Origin of the sequence: Pseudoalteromonas sp. bablab_jr010 (assembly GCF_016464105.1) — a bacterium.
GTDB lineage: Bacteria > Pseudomonadota > Gammaproteobacteria > Enterobacterales > Alteromonadaceae > Pseudoalteromonas > Pseudoalteromonas simplex.
Genome location: NZ_JACDWV010000090.1, coordinates 15,406 through 32,374 on the forward strand (window position 1 = coordinate 15,406; position 16,969 = coordinate 32,374).

The window sequence follows — 16,969 nt, forward strand, 5'->3', positions numbered from 1 at the left end:
CTTATACAGAACCATAAAAAAGGCTAAAAAGCATTTTATAAAATTCAAACACACTATAATTATTATAATAAAAAGCTACTACTATTCCACACTTTTCTTATCTAAATTAATAATAAAAAAAATAATTAGAGCATAAAAGAGAAATAAGAAAAAACGACCGGAAAAATAATCCTGAATGGGTTGGCAAAATAGTGGAAATAAAAAATAAAAGTATAAAATAAACAGCAACTTAATAGAGAATAGAAATATTAATTTAATATAGAAAAAACACTGACAATGAGTTCACCCAAGTTAAGCTTATAAAACGGGTGACTGAGAAAATAAATACTCAAAAACTCATAAAGCCAGTGTTCAAAAAAGGATGTTATTTAATCTAGTAACTTCTGTCGTTCTCTTCTTTTTTATATATGTAAGTTTGTTGAACTTTAAAACCAAGAGGTTCATCACTCACTAATTTTATTTCTCCATTTTCAATAGTTAAACCGGGTCCATTTACCCCTTTGACTTTAAATGGGCTTTCTTCACCTACGATTTTGGGTCCAACAGTCATAAATTGGCTTATCTTTATTTGCTCAATTTCACCTTCGTAGTCATCACAATAACCATTGCCGTTTGTATCTTTACAGCTGTCAGTTTCGCCAAAAAAGAGTTTTGGGGTGTCTGGTACATCTGTGCCTGTCTTAAACTTCAAGTTATCATATATTTTTGTACCGTAATGAAGATGAAATGCGTATAGGCTTCCGACACCACTTACAACCTCACATTCATTTACCTTATCTTCTAATGAAGGAGGAGTATAACTTGTAAAATAAGCAACCCCACCAATCACAGTACTAGCTGCCAGAGACTTTTCACCTGCAGACTGAAGATTGTAATACCAGCCTTTAAACTGGGCTAACTCAACCTCAAGTTTGACAAATTCATCAACCTTATCAAGTACTTTACCGAAAGGGTCTGAATTAACATTCATTAAATCAGCTTGTGTAATATGATCAGGTGCATTACCGATGAAAGACTGTGTAACAGTGTTTTCATCTCGAATCATAAATAATTGATCGTTAGTTTCTAAAGATGTCGGTTTTGCTCGGTTACCACTACCAATTAACACTGCATCAAAAGGAGTATCCACACGTGCCGTAATTACTTTACCATTAATCTTTGTTTTTGAGACTTTGCTAAACACACTTCGTGCAATAGTTGAGTTATAAAAGAAACGTCTATCTTGGCTCTTACCCTCACCACCTAGGCTCGCAAATTTAAAGTGGGTCCAAGGTTGCTTTGCATCCTTCGGGTTGTCAGATGGCAAGTCAACACGCCAAACATCTCCTCCAGTGTCAGTAGCGTATAACCTGTCAATAAAGCCATCATAATCTGAATCTAACAGACTGATATCTGAGGCAATACTGTGTTTACCCTTGAATCCATTTTCTGATGGCGTTAAAGCCCACACTTTATTACCCGTTTCAGCATCAACGATATAAATGCCCCGCCCTTTAGTATCGTTACTACGATTCGAGTTATCTTTATTGTGGTCATAACCTGCACCAAAAACTAACAGTGGGCGATCTCTATAACCTTTTATGTCAATATACGTTACTGAAGGCTTAGACCAAGTTTGTGCTAACTCTTTAAAGTCTCCTTGCCCACCAACTATTGGCCCTTTCCACATCAATTTAGGTGAATTTGGCTTTGTAATATCCAAGCCATAATACTCAGTTCCACCTCGTCTTAGACCAAAAAACACCCAAACTCTGTCAGCGCCATTTACAACTCCATCATTATTTCCATCATCAAAGAAAACCGACATAGACCCATCTATACCGTAAACTTTAGCCCCTTCTTTATTATCTCGAAGAGGTTTAATAATTTTATACAAGCTTCGGGGTATAAAGGCCCAGCTTTCCTTGAGTACATCATTTTTATCCTGAAACATATGCAAATAGCCTGCATTGGTTCCAATCAAAATACGTACGTCATCGTTGCCATAATCGATTGTTGTTGGCTTTGAGTGAAGCGGATCTCCAAAGATATTTGGACGGGTATCATCGGTTGAACCATCACTATTTTCATCATCCACATCGCGGCCTCTAGACCAGTCAATAAGATCAAACACTTCATCTGGATCAGACTCAAAATCCTCTGCAGCTTTAAAACGATTTCCGTAATGGATAATGACCCTATAGTCAGTGAATGGAAGCATTCGACCACCAGAGACATTTGTCAAAACCTTCCTGTCTTTATTCGGTATGCTTGATTGTTGAGATAAATATGAATTGACTCCTCCATATTCAACAGCATTGCCGTCAGCTTCACCGCTACCGTCTGGCCAAAAGGTGTGAGCATCTTTGTTTATTTGCCCATTTTCATCTAGTGCTAGATTACCTTTAAAATCAACGATAGTATCACCCGATACTTTTAATTTTTTCAGATTGCCGCGCCAGCGTGCGCTGGTACTTGGGTAAAACATTGTGTAGTATAATGAATCTCTACTACGTGTTTGATCAGCGTTATTCGAAGCCACCGAAGGGGACGTAAAAGTTCCAGCTTCAGCCCTAAGACCATTAAATGTTTGCTCTAAAGAATCAGCTAATTCTTTTGGGTTTTCTGCTTTGAAGTAGCTTCCCCCCCCTTCATTCGCGGTCTTTTTTAGTAATGCTTCACCTCTTTCTAAAAGCCCATCACCAAAACCTATTGTATTGATAAATACCTTGTCTTTAATCTTCGCCGTTTTTGGAAATATGTCTATATCCACATCATCTGTGCCATGCATAACTTTAGCAAGGGCTGCTAAGTAGCTGTTTGCATTGTAATCATCAAGGATAGGCGTTGCGGGCTTTCCAAAAAATTGCCGGTGCAACAAATCTATTTCATTATTTCTAGCATCATCAAAGTAAGGGGAACCATCGGTAATAATTAAAACATTCACACTGTTATCACAACGTTCATCTTTTGTGAGTCTAGAGTCAAAAGGAGAAAGATATTTTTTACCAATTTCTGCCGAAGTATCGCGCAACGAAGGATCTATAACGCTTGCAAAATCAACTTTTTGCCCAGTTAGGTACATGTATGTTTCCCACAATGTTTCAGTAATAGGCGTGGAACCACCAGCAAACGTATCGCTTATAATTGATTTTAACTTACTATGCTCTGTGCCAACTTTGGCTCTAAAATACCCACCTTGATTTGGCGCAAATCTCACAAACCCGTAATCAAGGTCAGGGTTATTATTTATTGTTTTTATGATTGTATCTTTTGCTACCTTCATCCGGCTGTCAGGACATGGAAACCAATAACCATCGGTCGGGTGAAAACATTTGTCTCCTGTATTAGCAGATTGCATCATGCTTCCAGATGTATCTAAAATAAATATTACACGACCCTTTTCTGTAAGGTCTTTATCGTAATTAACATACAGCTCTGTATCATCGGCATAGCTTTTGCCATCCAAAAATAGAGAGCAAACAACTGAAAGACAAAGTAATAAATTTAAGCTTTTCATAGCGACCTCCTTATCAACCCCCCGTATTCAGGCTCGCCATTTCCTGGGCAACCCCTGTTGTAATCGTCAAAGTATGCTTACTTTTAGTGCCATAGGTAATGGTGGTATCAACTTGAACCATGTTGCAGGAGATACCTGCAGTGAAGTTAAATTTACGCGGACAAGGTAAATCAAGAACACCGTTATTTAAATTTGTCATCGTATTGGTTGCGCCACCAACCTCTCCCATAGCAAATCCACCATCAGGGATTTCTGCTGCTTTCATTAAAAATGCACTGTTGCCACCCGCGGCAGCTTCGTTTGCAATAACTTGCTGAACAGTTCCTATTAATTCATTTTCTGCTGTTTCTCGCTCTTGGGCTGCATTAGTAATTTTAATATCTATGCTACTACTACTCATCAAGGAAACGGCAATACCTGTAACAGCTACCACCATGATCAAAGCAACGATTAACACCACCCCTTGTTGTTTCTTTTGCAATGTTAAATGCGCCATAAATTTGCTCCAACATTATTTAAACGAATCGTTGTAGTAAACACCGCCCGACGATAATTATCTGTAAATGTTAACTCTTTTCTGCTCGCATCTTCACCAAGCGTATATTTTTGATTTTTGACTTTTAGATTCGGGTCAGGCAATAGCGATCTAACTAATAAAAACACTTGCACTGTCAAAATACCACGGCGGTTCTCCCAGTCATTGTTCGTCATTTGACCAATACTTCTATAAGTATCTACACGGCTGTTGTTCGTAGTATCTAGACCAAATACAAAATGCATATTCTCCACGCCTTCCATCACGCTTTCAGTTCTCATCGTTTGGCTAGTAGTTAACCTTTTTCGGCGTAAAATGGGAACTTTAACTGATTGATCATTTATCGTGTATGAGTCTTCAAAGATGTAGTAAACATGATGACGGTAACGCCAAATCGTCGCATTACCATTGATAGTTGAGGCCGCGATTGGGCCTTGTCTAAATTCAGCCCGTTCTTGCTCAGCAATGAAGTAATAATAGTCATTGCTCGTCTGATTAGGTTGGATCTGCAGCCCTTCAAGAAACTTCATCTGTAAAACTTCAGTATTTTTCTTTGCATTGTTGATACAACTAAGCGCAGAACCATCTGAGTTTTCTACAGCATAAACCGAGCGAAAATTACTAGTTGCACTGTCAGCAGGGAAGCTCGCATTATTGAGGCCTTCTGAGCAGTCACCTGCAGGGTTCTTTACAGCATCCGTATTAGTATTTTCATCTGAGAATGAGTCTTCATAGAATGTCCCCCAAAAGCCAATCTGTTCTATATCACGCTGCATGATATTTAAAGCTAACCGACCTGTTTCCTGCAATTCACCAATTGTCATGGTGTCTCGTGTTGTTACTTTCATACTTAAATAAGTAAACATCACCCCACCAAGCACTATGCCGCCAATGAATAAAGCGACAATCATCTCAACAAGTGTAAATCCAGTTTGCTTTTTCATCTTATGACCTTAAGTATATGTAGCTTTCAAGCACGACTAAACGGCGCTTGTCGTTTTGTGTTCCACAATCAATAGCAGCTGTCGCATTATTTGCTTTTTGCTCCTGCCTACCTTGCCAGCTGATCACCACCCTTATATTAAATTCACTCGCATTTCCTGCTGCGACTGGGGTGTTATTTATACACACAGTGGCATTATCTAAAGCACCCGTATTTTCACGAGCTTGAATTGCGCGGATCCATTGTTGTTTATCAAACTCAGCTATATTTTTTGCAGTACAAGCGGAATTAAAACATGTCTGAGCTTTGTCGGCTGCTGATTGACTACTAAACTCTCCATTGTATAAACCGGCAAAACCCGAAGAGTCGTTTGCTCTCATACGTTGGATTATGTCATTACCAAGTGCCACAGCAGCTGCACGCTGCATTGAATCAAAGCTAGCTTGTTTTGCTTTAGCTTGTAAGGCCACGGCACCTAATAAACCAAAACTCAAAATAACAAAGGCAATAAGCACTTCAATAAGCGTAAAACCTTTCTGCTCAGAATGTTTAATCATGGTGAAGTTCATTGATACTTTTACATACCATAAGAATATTACGATACAGATAAATAACAATCTGTATATGGACAAGCGGTCATAATGCGCGATAAACGGTACTGGAACTTTCTTCAGAGCAAAGTAATAAACAATAAAGAAGCTGGGACTTTAGGAGATAAGCTGCTGCATTGAGAGTTTTTATTTTTTACCCATTACAGCTTTTACATTTTTAAGCTCTCGACGACTAACAGACAAAGGCTCTTTAAACTGCTTCATCGTGACTGTATGTCCACCAGAAGAAGGACTATTAAGGCTTACAATTTGTTGCTTATTGACAAGTGTATTACGATGAATTCTAAGTAGCTGAAGCGGATAGGTTTGCTCAAGTTGTTTTAAACTTTGCTCAACAAGTGCCTCACCTTCAAAAAACACCACCCGCGTGTATTTTTGCTCTGCAATACAGCAAATAACATCATCTATATTTACTCTTCTTAATACGCCTGCAAGTTGATAACAAATATAGTTATTTTCAGGTGTTAATACTTGAGTTCGGTTTAATTTACTAAGCTGCGCCATTGCTTTTGTTAAAGCTTGCTCGGATACAGGTTTAACTAAATAGCCATCTACAGCGAGCTCAAATGCAGTTAACGCATACTCAGGATGCGCTGTTAAAAACATCACTGCTGGGGGGATCGAAAACTGTTTTAGTTCAGCAGCTACTTCAAGGCCCGACTGCTTGGGCATATTAATATCCAGCATCACTAAATCAGGCTGGAGCTGCTTACAAAGTTCAATCACCTGTTCGCCGTTACTGGCTTCACCTACTACTGTGCAAAGTTCGTTAGTAGCTAATAAACGTTTAATACGCGCCCTTGCTAAAGGCTCGTCATCAGCAATTAAAATTTTTATCATGCGTTTCTCTTAATAGGTATCACCAGTTTCACCCTAAAGATCTCATCACGAACAGTCGTACTCAGTTGCGCTTTTTGATGATAGAAAAGTGACAAACGCTGACGGATGTTTTCAAGTGCCATACCGTTGCCTGCTCGTGAATGGCTCCCTTGCTTCGCTACAGGGTTAGTTATAATGAAAGTATAAGCTTTGTTCGATTGATACATCTCGACAGAAATGTTGCCCTGCTCTGCTGGCTCTACGCCATAAAAAACCGCATTTTCAATAATCGGCTGTATTGTTAGACACGGAATATCTATATCTGGCAACTCGTCAGGTAATTTCCAGCTTAATGCTAGGCGTTCGCCATAGCGCCAACGTTCAAGTGCCACATACTGCTGGCATAAAGTGATTTCATCAGCAAGCTTTATGGCTTTACCGCTGCGCATTGCGGCCTGCGACAGCGCCGCCAGCGCCAAAATTGCTTGTTCAGCCGCCTCAGAATCATAATGGGTAAGCTCAGCAGCAGTGTTTAAACTATTAAACAAAAAGTGAGGGCGTATTCTTGCTTGTAATGCATCAAGTTCAGCCTGCGCTAACGCTTTCGTTTGTTGCTCTTTTTGATTATGAATAAGCAGGAATTGGCTGAACAACGCGGTGACCAAAAATATGATCAGTAAATTACTGACAATAAAGTTAGCTCTCGACTCCATAGCGAACACATCTGAAAACACAGACAAAAACAGCCAGCTAAAAACAGACGTAAATGCCAGTAAAGTGGATATCAGAATGAATAACTGTTTAGGGTGCGACAGCTTTGTAAGTAGAGCCCGGCATACATACAGTAACGACAAGCTTGAAAGAAAAATTAGATGTAAAAAGCAGCTAAATATAGCTAGACGTAACCAAACATCACCTAAGCTCATTGGTGAAAAGGCGAGTAAAATAGCAATGACTTGGCTGACGATCAGTGTGGCAAGGACACCACGAGATTGAAAAAGAGCCGCAATCAGCAAGCCGTTTGAATTAGGCTGTTTGCTCATGGGCTCCTCTTTTAACTGTTGACTACTATTTGCTTAGATTAGCGTAGCTCAACAGGAACGGCAAATACTATGTTCTCTTCTTCGCCAGGATTTTCAACAACTTGATTGCCACCCAATTCTTTTAGACGAGCAATAACTTGTTGAACTAAAACTTCTGGTGCAGATGCACCTGCAGTAACACCCACCGCATTTACATTGTTGAACCAATCAGCTTCAACATTACTTGCATCATCAATCAAATAAGCCGTAGTGCCCATTTTATCGGCAAGCTCACGTAAACGATTAGAGTTAGAGCTATTTTTAGCCCCAACTACAAGCAATACATCCACTTTATCAGCTAAGTCACGCACTGCATCTTGACGGTTTTGCGTAGCATAACAAATGTCATCTTTACGCGGGCCATCAATTGCTGGAAACTTAGTGCGTAATGCATCAATCACATCTGCTGTATCATCTACAGATAACGTTGTTTGGCTACAGTAAAACAGGTTCTCAGGGTTTTTAACCGTTAAGTTTGCAACATCTTCTGGCGTTTCTACTAAGTAAATACCACCCGCTTCGTTGTCGTACTGCCCCATTGTACCTTCTACTTCTGGATGACCATGATGGCCAATTAACACACACTCAGTACCTTTACGGCTTGCACGTGTTACTTCCATATGTACTTTTGTTACCAACGGGCAGGTTGCATCAAATACTTTAAGGTCACGACGCTTTGCCTCGCTTCGAACAGCTTGTGATACACCATGCGCACTAAAGATAACAATGCTGTCGTCAGGAACCTGATCTAGCTCTTCAACAAAGACTGCACCGCGATTTTTTAAGCCATCAACAACATATCGGTTGTGAACGACTTCATGACGCACATAGATTGGCTTTTCAAAGATATCGAGTGCGCGCTCCACAATACTGATTGCACGGTCAACGCCTGCGCAAAAACCACGTGGGTTCGCTAATAAAATATCCATTAACCTGTTACCTCTAAAATATCGACTTCAAAGGTTAAGCGTTGCCCTGCAAGTGGGTGGTTAAAGTCAATAGTAACTGACTCACCTTGCACTTCACGAACAAGACCAGGTAACTCAGTACCATCAGGCTGAGTAAAGGCAATAATATTACCTACTTCAGCAGGCGTGTCTGCACCAAACTTGCTGCGGTCAACATAGTAGATGTTATCTGGATTTGGCTGACCAAATGCATCTTCTGGCTCTAATGCAAATGACTTACTTTCACCAGCCGCTAAACCGAGTAAGCACTTTTCAAAGTTTGCTGTCAGACTGCCATCACCCATTCGCAATTTTGCAGGTTTATTATGTACTTTAGTTGAATCGGCTGCTGAGCCATCTTCTAACTTAATTGAGAAATGAAAGATCACTTCAGAGTTTTCACCAATTACAGCTTGGCTCATGCTTGTTGCTCCTTAGGACTTTCGCCTGTGAAGGCATCAAATAAAAGTAATGCGGCACCGATACAAATCGCACAATCGGCAATATTAAAAACAGGAAAGTGCCAGTTTTCGTAATATACATGCAGGAAGTCAATAACATAGCCATACGCGATTCGGTCGTATAAATTGCCTATTGCACCGGCTAAAACTAACGCATAAGCAGAACATAATACCTTGTTAGACGCAGGTAAACGTTTCAGCCACCACACTAAAAGCACACTGATCGACACTGCAATCAAACTAAAGAACCAGCGCTGCCAGCCACCTGAATCACTCAAAAAGCTAAATGCCGCACCATAGTTGTGTACATAGGTGAAGTTAAAGAATGGCAGAATATCTATCGACTCTTGATAGGCCATGGTATTAACGACAAGTGATTTTGTCGCATAGTCTACTACCAAAAGCAGTAGACTAAGCCATAACCAAACCAAGCCACTTTTTCCGGCTAGTTTGCTCACAAACAACTCCTATGCGAACTGACGCTGTTCACCATCGCCGTCAACATTGCTTACACAACGGCCACAGATTTCAGGGTGTGCAGGATCAGCACCTACATCATCACAGTAATGCCAACAACGCTCACATTTTTCAGCGGTTGTTGCGGCAACTTTAATGTATAAGCCATCAATTTCTGTAGCTTGCGTATCCTCTGGCTGCGTAGTCACAGTTTCAACTGTCACGCCTGAAGTTAATAGTACAAAGCGCAGTTCATCACCTAATGCAGCTAATTTCGCGCTTAGCTCTTCACCTGCATAGATGCTTACGTTTGCTTGTAGAGTTGCACCAATAACTTCTTCTTTACGCGCCGCTTCTAGCACACGGTTTACTTCATCACGAACGTTTAGGATTGTTAACCAATCATCGTTGCTGAACTTACCTTGTGAAGAGGCTTGCAAGCCATCGTACCACACTGAGGTGAATACAAACTTGTCACGCTCACCTGGTAATGCTTCCCAGATTTCTTGCGCAGTGAAGCTTAAGATCGGTGCCATCCAACGGGTCATTGCTTCGGCAATGTGATAAAGTGCAGTTTGACATGAACGACGCGCATGGCTGTCGCTTTTCGCTGTGTATTGACGATCTTTGATTACGTCTAGGTAGAACGAACCAAGCTCACCAGTACAGAAGTTCATTAGCTTTTGCGTTACAAGTAGCATTTGGTACTTGTCGTAAGCCGCTAAGATTTCATCTTGCAGCTCAGCTGCACGGCCCACAATCCAACGGTCAAGCTCAACCATGTCTTCAATAGCAACTTGATCTGTTTTTGGATCAAAGCCACTTAAGTTCGCAAGTAAATAACGGCTCGTATTACGAATACGACGATAACGGTCTGCTGAACGTTTAAAGATTTCATCAGATACAGTCATTTCAGCTGTAAAGTCAGTTGATGCAACCCATAAGCGTAAGATGTCAGCACCTAGTTTGTTCATCACGTTTTGTGGTGAAATTACGTTGCCTAATGACTTAGACATCTTACGGCCATTTTCATCAACCGTGAAACCATGTGTTAGCACTTGCTTGTATGGCGCATGACCATTGATAGCAACCGATGTCATCATTGACGACATAAACCAACCACGGTGTTGATCAGAACCCTCTAAGTAAAGATCAGCAGGACCGGTTAAATCTTCACGTGCATCAACCACACATGCGTGAGTCACACCTGAGTCAAACCATACATCTAGCGTATCTTGAACTTTCATGTATTGCTCAGCGTCATCGCCAAGTAAAGTAGCTGGATCTAAGTCATACCAAGCTTGAATACCTGATTTTTCAACTAATTTCGCCGCTTCTTCGATAAGCTCTTGTGTATTCGGGTGAAGCGCACCAGTGTCTTTATCAACGAATAATGCAATTGGCACACCCCATGTACGTTGACGTGAAATACACCAATCAGGACGGCCTTCAACCATGTTTGCAATGCGGCTCTCGCCCCACTCAGGTAACCACTCAGTCTTTTTGATTTCGTTTAATGAATCTTGACGAAGGTTAGCTTGGTCCATACTTACGAACCACTGTGGCGTAGCACGGAAGATAATAGGTGTTTTATGACGCCAGCAATGTGGGTAGCTGTGCGTAAGCGCATGATGATGCAATAACGCATTGTTTTCAGTTAATACGTCAATGACGCTCGCATTCGCTTTGAATACGTGCTGACCTGCAAACATTGGTGTGTCAGGTAAGTAAACACCGTTAGCACCAACAGGGTTAGCTACTTCTAAACCATAAGCAAGACCTGCCGCGAAATCTTCTTGACCGTGACCTGGTGCAGTATGAACAACACCAGTACCAGAATCAGTCGTTACGTGATCAGCCACAATCACAGGCACTGTGAAGTCATAGAACGGGTGAGCAACCTGTAAGTTCTCAAGTGCAGCACCTTTTACATAACCGAGTACGTGGTAATGTTTGAAGCCATAACGGTCCATAGCATCTTTAACTAGCTCAGAACCTAAAATTAGACGTTGCTGTGCACCTTCGTCATCAATTTGTACAAGGGCATACTCAAGCTTTTCGTGAACGGCTACTGCACGGTTAGCTGGTAATGTCCACGGTGTTGTCGTCCAGATAACAGTACTAACTGCACCGGTACCTTCATGGCCTTCAGCAAGTTCAAACGCATTGATTACAGCATCTTGATCAGCAAACTGAAAACGTACATCGATTGCTGGAGACTGTTTATCTTGGTATTCAACTTCCGCTTCAGCAAGTGCTGAACCACAATCTGTACACCAGTGAACAGGCTTAGCACCTTTGTGTAAGTGACCATTTTTAATGATGCGACCAAGCACGCGAATTGCGTTCGCTTCAAAGTCAAAGTTCATTGTTAAGTAAGGCTTGTCCCAGTCACCAAATACACCAAGACGTTTAAAGTCTGTTTTTTGACCCTCGACTTGTTTTTTGGCGTATGCGCGACATTTTTCACGGAACTCAGCAGCAGACACTTTCACGCCTGGCTTGCCTACTTTCTTTTCAACCATTAATTCAATTGGTAAACCGTGACAGTCCCAACCCGGCACGTAAGGTGCGTCGAAGTCAGACAAGGTTTTTGACTTAACAATAATATCTTTAAGAATTTTGTTTACCGAGTGGCCTAAATGGATATCACCGTTTGCATACGGAGGGCCGTCATGCAAAATGAAGGTTTTTTTACCTTTTTTAGCGCTGCGAATTTGACCGTAAAGATCGTCTTCATACCATGTCTTAAGCATCTTTGGTTCACGTTGTGCCAAATTGCCGCGCATTGGAAACGCTGTTTCCGGTAAATTCAAAGTATGTTTGTAGTCGCTCATTAATCCTACTTTCCGTATCGGCTACCTAATTTAAACCAAAACACTGCTTAGCGGCGGTTACATCATCTGCAATCTGCGCCGTCAGTTGTGTTAATGTCTCGAATTTTTTCTCATCGCGAAGCTTTTTAATTAGCTCCACGTGCATAAATTGTCCGTAAATGTCTTGCGCAAAGTCGAAAATATGAACCTCTAACAATGCGCGTGTCCCATTAAATGTGGGTTTGTTGCCAATATTTGCAACCCCATATAATTCTTTATCACCCACTTTTGCTCTTACCGCAAATACCCCATTTACTGGGCATACTTGGCGTTTTAGCGCTATGTTGGCCGTTCTGAACCCTAATTCACGACCTTTAGCCCAGCCATGAATAACACGCCCAGAAATCGCATAGCCATGACCTAACATGGTTTTTGCATCTTCCAATTGCCCTGCAGCAAGCGCATGGCGAATAAGGGTACTACTTACTCTATCATTGAGTCTGCGAAAACTTGCAGTACTTTTCACATCCATGTTCAGCTCAGTGCCCATGGTTTTTAGTAACGCAAAATCGCCACGACGACGTTTGCCAAAACAAAAGTCATCACCAACAGTTAATGCTTTAACGCCTAGCTTTTCAACCAGTACTTGGCTGACAAACTGTTCTGCTTCCATGTTGGCAAATTGCTGATTGAAACTAATACAAATCACTCGTTCCACGCCTAATTTAGCAAGCAAACTGAGCTTATCACGTAGTCGAGTTAAACGCGCGGGTGCATTATCTTTGGCAAAAAACTCTTGTGGCTGAGGCTCAAATAACATCACGGTACTTGGCAATTGATGCTTTTCTGCGTCTTGCAGCAAGCCTTTAATCACTTCTGCATGACCTAAGTGCACGCCATCAAAATTACCAATGGTCAACACACAGCCATAATGCTGCGCGCGAATATTGTGAATACCTCTAATTAACTCCATGCTACCTTTTTGCCTTTATCAGCGAGCCCAAAACATTGATATCGGGCTTGAAGCGCCGATTATAATCTTTTTTTTAGTTTGATTCAGTAGTTGCAACACTTTTTATCGTATTTAGTCGCACACCTAGAATGAATAAGGCCGCAAAGTAAACAAAAACCGCCAGCACTAATAACCCACTCAACAGCAGGACTTGCTCAGTAAAGTGCCATGCTTTCCAGGCAAATTGCTGGCCCACATACCATACAGATGCGGCCATTAATAAACTTGAAAACAAACACTTAAAGGTGAAACCAAGGCTCATCGCAGAAAACTGATAAACGCCTTCTTTACGTAGTTGATGATACAACAAATAGGCATTACAACTGGCCGACATCGCGGTTGCTAACGCTAACCCCAAATAGCCAATAAATGGAGCTAGCATAATGTTAAACACCATATTTAACACCAGTGTTTTAATACCAATTTTTACGGGGGTTTTAGTATCTTGACGCGAATAAAAGCCCGGTGCTAACACCTTGATTAACATAAAGCTAACCAGTCCAACTGAGTAGGCCATGACACCGTAACTTACCGCTTTTACATGATCAATTTCACCGTCCTGAAATGCACCATGATCAAATAAAACCGTAATAATGAGCGGGCTTATCACCATTAAACCAAACATAGCAGGCAAGCCTAAGAAAATAACAAATCTCACCCCCCAATCCAGGGTTAGCTGAAAATCTTTTGTGCTTTTAGTGCTATGTAGCTTAGACAATGCGGGTAAAATTACCGTCGCGATACCGATACCGAATAAGCCAAGAGGAAACTCAATTAAACGGTCTGAGTAGTAAAGCCACGCGATAGAACCGGTCATCAACATTGAGGCAATCATGGTGTCGAGCAACAGGTTTATTTGACTGATAGACACGCCAAACAAGGCTGGTAGCATAAGTTTTCGCACTTTTTTAACGTTTTCATCTTGCCAGCCCCATTTTGGGCGGCTCAGCATACGGGCACGGTACAAAAATGGCAACTGAAACAGTAACTGCACTACCCCCCCAACAAATACGCCAATGGCAAGGGCATAAGCCCCAACTGAAAATTTATCGTGCAATAAAACTGCGCAGCTAATAATCGATATATTCAACAGCACAGGTGTAAACGCTGCAACAGCAAAGCGATTATAGACGTTCATGACCGCACCGCTCAGGGCAACCAAACTCACGAAAAATAAATAAGGGAAAGTCAGTTTTAACAGTGCACTGGCCAGTACGAACTTCTCGGCATTTTCGCCTCCTTGCCACCAATCAATAAACCAGCCAGTTCCAAATAAGGCCGCTATAACTGGAGAAGCAATAACTCCGAACAGGGTAACAATTAATAAAATAGTTCCTAACGTACCGGCTGCTTGAGCCACAAACAACCGGACTTTATCATCACCTTGTTGCTCTTTTATCTCAGATAAAACCGGCACAAATGCTTGAGCAAAGGCTCCTTCAGCAAATAAGCGTCTTAGGAAATTAGGAATTCGATTGGCAAATAAAAACACATCCGCAGCAGCACTGGCACCTAGGAGATTCGCCACAACCGCATCTCTTACTAACCCTAAAATACGCGAGATCATCGTCATTGCACTAACAATCATCCCAGAACGAAATAATCCTTTTGCCACCTTAAACCCATTATCAAAAAACTTCTAAGATGGGCGATTATGCCTAAAATATCTTTAAAGCACTAGGCTCGAACCCGACCCTTTGTTACAATGGCGATATTAACTGCTAAAGCGGCAAATTGATGTTCGTTATAAGGAGCAGTTTTTCTTGAGATGTCAAAATTTCGTTGACATTCATGATAAAAACAGGCATATTCCACGGCCTTTAAATTAAGCTTATTTTAAGATTGTTAGGAGCAAACCTTGGCTAACATCAAGTCTGCAAAAAAACGCGCTATTACGAGCGAAAAAAATCGTCAACATAACGCAAGCCGTCGTTCAATGATGCGTACTTACTTCAAAAAAGTAGTTGCTGCAATTGAAGCGGGCGACAAAGAAGCTGCACAAGCGGCATTCGCTGTTGCAACACCTATCCTAGACCGTTACGCAACTAAAGGTCTAATCCACAAGAACAAAGCAGCTCGTCATAAGAGCCGTTTAGCAGCTAAAATCAAAGCGCTATAATTTGTTTTTGATGAATATGAAAAACCGGCTTTTGCCGGTTTTTTTTTTGTTTGTAATTTAACAAGGCACTTTTCTAAATGCCCCAATAGTTAATTAGCTAGACAATTTCTAGTTCTGGGTAAAACTTTTTCAGCATTGCCGCAATTTTCTTAGGTGTAAACGGTTTTACTACAAATCCTTTAGCGCCCTTTTCAATTGCTTCTTTAACGTTTTCTACTGTTGAATGAGCCGAAACCATCACGACATTCGCTTCGGGCGAAATTTCATTTATTTGCGTGATAATCTCTTTACCATCTCCATCGGGTAATTCAATATCTAGAAAAATTATATTGAACTCTTTCTCTTTACATGCGCTTAAACACTGCGCGGCCGTAGAAGCCTCACGCACATTATCGATACCTAGGTGCATTAATGTTTGATTTAAAAAACTGCGAACTGTGCCTACGTCGTCCACAATAAGAATTGAAAGCTGCGTATCCATACTATTCCTCTTAAACTATGAAGATAAACACTCATTGCACTGTAGAGTGTAACGCATTTAAGCTATAAGTGATTTGAATTTGACTATTATATCAAAAACTTCGTTATAATCTCATTATAGAGACCTATGTTTAAAAGGCCAGATAAGCTTTATGTCTAATAAAATAAAAAAACAATCTTTGCTTGGTAAAACACCTGCACGAAAAAAACCAACACAAGCAAAGCGCCAAAGACCAGCCCCCCAGCAACAAACGCGTGCACAAGCTGCGCAGCAAAGCGTTCCTGAAGTCGAACTTAAAAAAAGTAAAACACGGTGGTATGCGCTCGCAGCAGTTGTATTAATTCTGCTAATTACGCCCAAACCTGTGTTAATCACTTATGAAAAGCTAGGTATGGTCTCGCAAAGTGTATTTTGGCCAGGGGTTTTTGGTTATGGTGCAAACTTATTTGATTCAACCCTCAGCCCCCGTGCAGACCTAAGCCGCAACATTATTTACCTGTGCCAGGATAAGCGCAAACCAGATACCTGCCAGAAGTATCGCGTGACAGAGCAAAGTGGTTTTTTTGCTGCCATGAAAAAGCTAATAATGGATTAAAAAATCTAATCCGAAAATTTAAAATTACTTGGTTGAAAGCTGTGTAAAAGATCACCATAATGGCGCTCCTTTTTCAACACAGACACGATCAGATACGACCATGCTAAACGAGCTAGATTGGCTTTTAAACTTAACGTTACTTGCACTAGGACTAGGTGCATTTTTTATTAACCAGCTTACATTACTGCGTTTTGCAGCGATTAGCGCGTGTAGTTTATTATTTTTATCGTTTAGTTTAGATCTGATGTCATCAAGCGTTATCTCAAATATGAGCTTGGTGTTGATCAACACATTTTATTTATTCAAGGTCTACACATTTGGCCAATTGAATATCAATCAAGGTTAATCTTCTCCTAAGATAAATTGATAGAATAGGCTATCCCATCTATCAGCTTTTATGCCCAAGCAGCCCTCTGCTTGGGCTTTTTTTTACTTACAAAATGATTGAACTGAGATACCATTAATGGCGTATATATACCCAAGCCACCTCAAGATGCAGAATTCAGCGTTTCACAGGTGCTTAATATCAAGGCGTTACTTTGCAAGAATGGTGGCCCCTTTTAAGAAGTAACAACGATGAGAGTAAGTGCCTG

Annotated in this window: 16 protein-coding genes; 3 read left to right on the plus strand and 13 right to left on the minus strand. The window is 41.0% G+C overall.

Going from position 1 to position 16,969, the window contains the following annotated elements; genetic code table 11:
- Positions 1 to 373 precede the first annotated feature (373 nt).
- The 12 genes from JIG37_RS09620 to murJ form a co-directional block, all read right to left on the minus strand.
- Positions 374 to 3,499 carry a PilC/PilY family type IV pilus protein gene (locus JIG37_RS09620; protein ID WP_054551753.1) on the minus strand — a complete coding sequence of 1,042 codons (3,126 nt, stop codon included), beginning with the start codon at positions 3,497 to 3,499 and terminating at the stop codon, positions 374 to 376.
- Positions 3,500 to 3,512: 13 nt separating this feature from the next.
- Positions 3,513 to 3,995 carry a hypothetical protein gene (locus JIG37_RS09625; protein WP_054551754.1) on the minus strand — a complete coding sequence of 161 codons (483 nt, stop codon included), beginning with the start codon at positions 3,993 to 3,995 and terminating at the stop codon, positions 3,513 to 3,515.
- Positions 3,983 to 4,978 carry a PilW family protein gene (locus tag JIG37_RS09630; RefSeq protein ID WP_199529261.1) on the minus strand — a complete coding sequence of 332 codons (996 nt, stop codon included), beginning with the start codon at positions 4,976 to 4,978 and terminating at the stop codon, positions 3,983 to 3,985. The genes JIG37_RS09625 and JIG37_RS09630 overlap by 13 nt, the downstream gene beginning before the upstream one ends.
- Before the next feature lies 1 nt (position 4,979).
- Complete coding sequence (gene pilV / locus JIG37_RS09635) at positions 4,980 to 5,534, minus strand: type IV pilus modification protein PilV (protein ID WP_054551955.1); 555 nt, start codon at positions 5,532 to 5,534, stop codon at positions 4,980 to 4,982.
- Between the two features lie 180 nt (positions 5,535 to 5,714).
- The gene (locus JIG37_RS09640; protein ID WP_206769726.1) at positions 5,715 to 6,428 is read right to left on the minus strand and encodes a LytTR family DNA-binding domain-containing protein; all 714 of its coding nucleotides are present in this window, start codon (positions 6,426 to 6,428) and stop codon (positions 5,715 to 5,717) included.
- Positions 6,425 to 7,450: a histidine kinase gene (locus tag JIG37_RS09645; protein ID WP_199529262.1), complete on the minus strand. Its 1,026-nt coding sequence runs from the start codon at positions 7,448 to 7,450 to the stop codon at positions 6,425 to 6,427. Before JIG37_RS09645 ends, JIG37_RS09640 begins: the two co-directional genes overlap by 4 nt.
- Positions 7,451 to 7,488: 38 nt before the next feature.
- Positions 7,489 to 8,418, minus strand: a complete 930-nt coding sequence (gene ispH / locus JIG37_RS09650; RefSeq protein ID WP_054551757.1) for a 4-hydroxy-3-methylbut-2-enyl diphosphate reductase — start codon at positions 8,416 to 8,418, stop codon at positions 7,489 to 7,491.
- Positions 8,418 to 8,858 (minus strand): FKBP-type peptidyl-prolyl cis-trans isomerase, encoded by a 441-nt coding sequence (fkpB, locus tag JIG37_RS09655; RefSeq protein WP_054551758.1) that lies wholly within the window; start codon positions 8,856 to 8,858, stop codon positions 8,418 to 8,420. The genes ispH and fkpB overlap by 1 nt, the downstream gene beginning before the upstream one ends.
- On the minus strand, positions 8,855 to 9,355 hold the full coding sequence (gene lspA, locus JIG37_RS09660) for a signal peptidase II (protein ID WP_054551759.1): 501 nt from the start codon (positions 9,353 to 9,355) through the stop codon (positions 8,855 to 8,857). The genes fkpB and lspA overlap by 4 nt, the downstream gene beginning before the upstream one ends.
- A gap of 9 nt (positions 9,356 to 9,364) precedes the next feature.
- Positions 9,365 to 12,190, minus strand: a complete 2,826-nt coding sequence (gene ileS, locus JIG37_RS09665; RefSeq protein ID WP_054551760.1) for an isoleucine--tRNA ligase — start codon at positions 12,188 to 12,190, stop codon at positions 9,365 to 9,367.
- 25 nt (positions 12,191 to 12,215) lie between these two features.
- The gene (gene ribF, locus JIG37_RS09670; RefSeq protein WP_199529263.1) at positions 12,216 to 13,142 is read right to left on the minus strand and encodes a bifunctional riboflavin kinase/FAD synthetase; all 927 of its coding nucleotides are present in this window, start codon (positions 13,140 to 13,142) and stop codon (positions 12,216 to 12,218) included.
- Between the two features lie 73 nt (positions 13,143 to 13,215).
- Entirely contained in the window at positions 13,216 to 14,796 is a 1,581-nt protein-coding gene (gene murJ, locus JIG37_RS09675) for a murein biosynthesis integral membrane protein MurJ (protein WP_268795023.1), read from the minus strand.
- Between the two features lie 243 nt (positions 14,797 to 15,039).
- Here murJ and rpsT point away from each other — a divergent pair, with 243 nt between their 5' ends.
- Positions 15,040 to 15,300, plus strand: a complete 261-nt coding sequence (gene rpsT, locus JIG37_RS09680) for a 30S ribosomal protein S20 (protein WP_036967030.1) — start codon at positions 15,040 to 15,042, stop codon at positions 15,298 to 15,300.
- Positions 15,301 to 15,397: 97 nt separating this feature from the next.
- Here the strand turns inward: rpsT and JIG37_RS09685 are convergent, their stop codons facing one another.
- The gene (locus tag JIG37_RS09685) at positions 15,398 to 15,781 is read right to left on the minus strand and encodes a response regulator (protein ID WP_054551762.1); all 384 of its coding nucleotides are present in this window, start codon (positions 15,779 to 15,781) and stop codon (positions 15,398 to 15,400) included.
- A 151-nt stretch (positions 15,782 to 15,932) separates the two neighbouring features.
- Between JIG37_RS09685 and JIG37_RS09690 the strand changes: the two genes are divergently transcribed.
- Together JIG37_RS09690 and JIG37_RS09695 are read left to right on the plus strand one after the other, a co-directional pair.
- On the plus strand, positions 15,933 to 16,376 hold the full coding sequence (locus JIG37_RS09690) for a hypothetical protein (protein ID WP_199529264.1): 444 nt from the start codon (positions 15,933 to 15,935) through the stop codon (positions 16,374 to 16,376).
- 100 nt (positions 16,377 to 16,476) lie between these two features.
- Positions 16,477 to 16,722 carry a hypothetical protein gene (locus tag JIG37_RS09695; protein WP_054551958.1) on the plus strand — a complete coding sequence of 82 codons (246 nt, stop codon included), beginning with the start codon at positions 16,477 to 16,479 and terminating at the stop codon, positions 16,720 to 16,722.
- Positions 16,723 to 16,969: the final 247 nt, after the last annotated feature.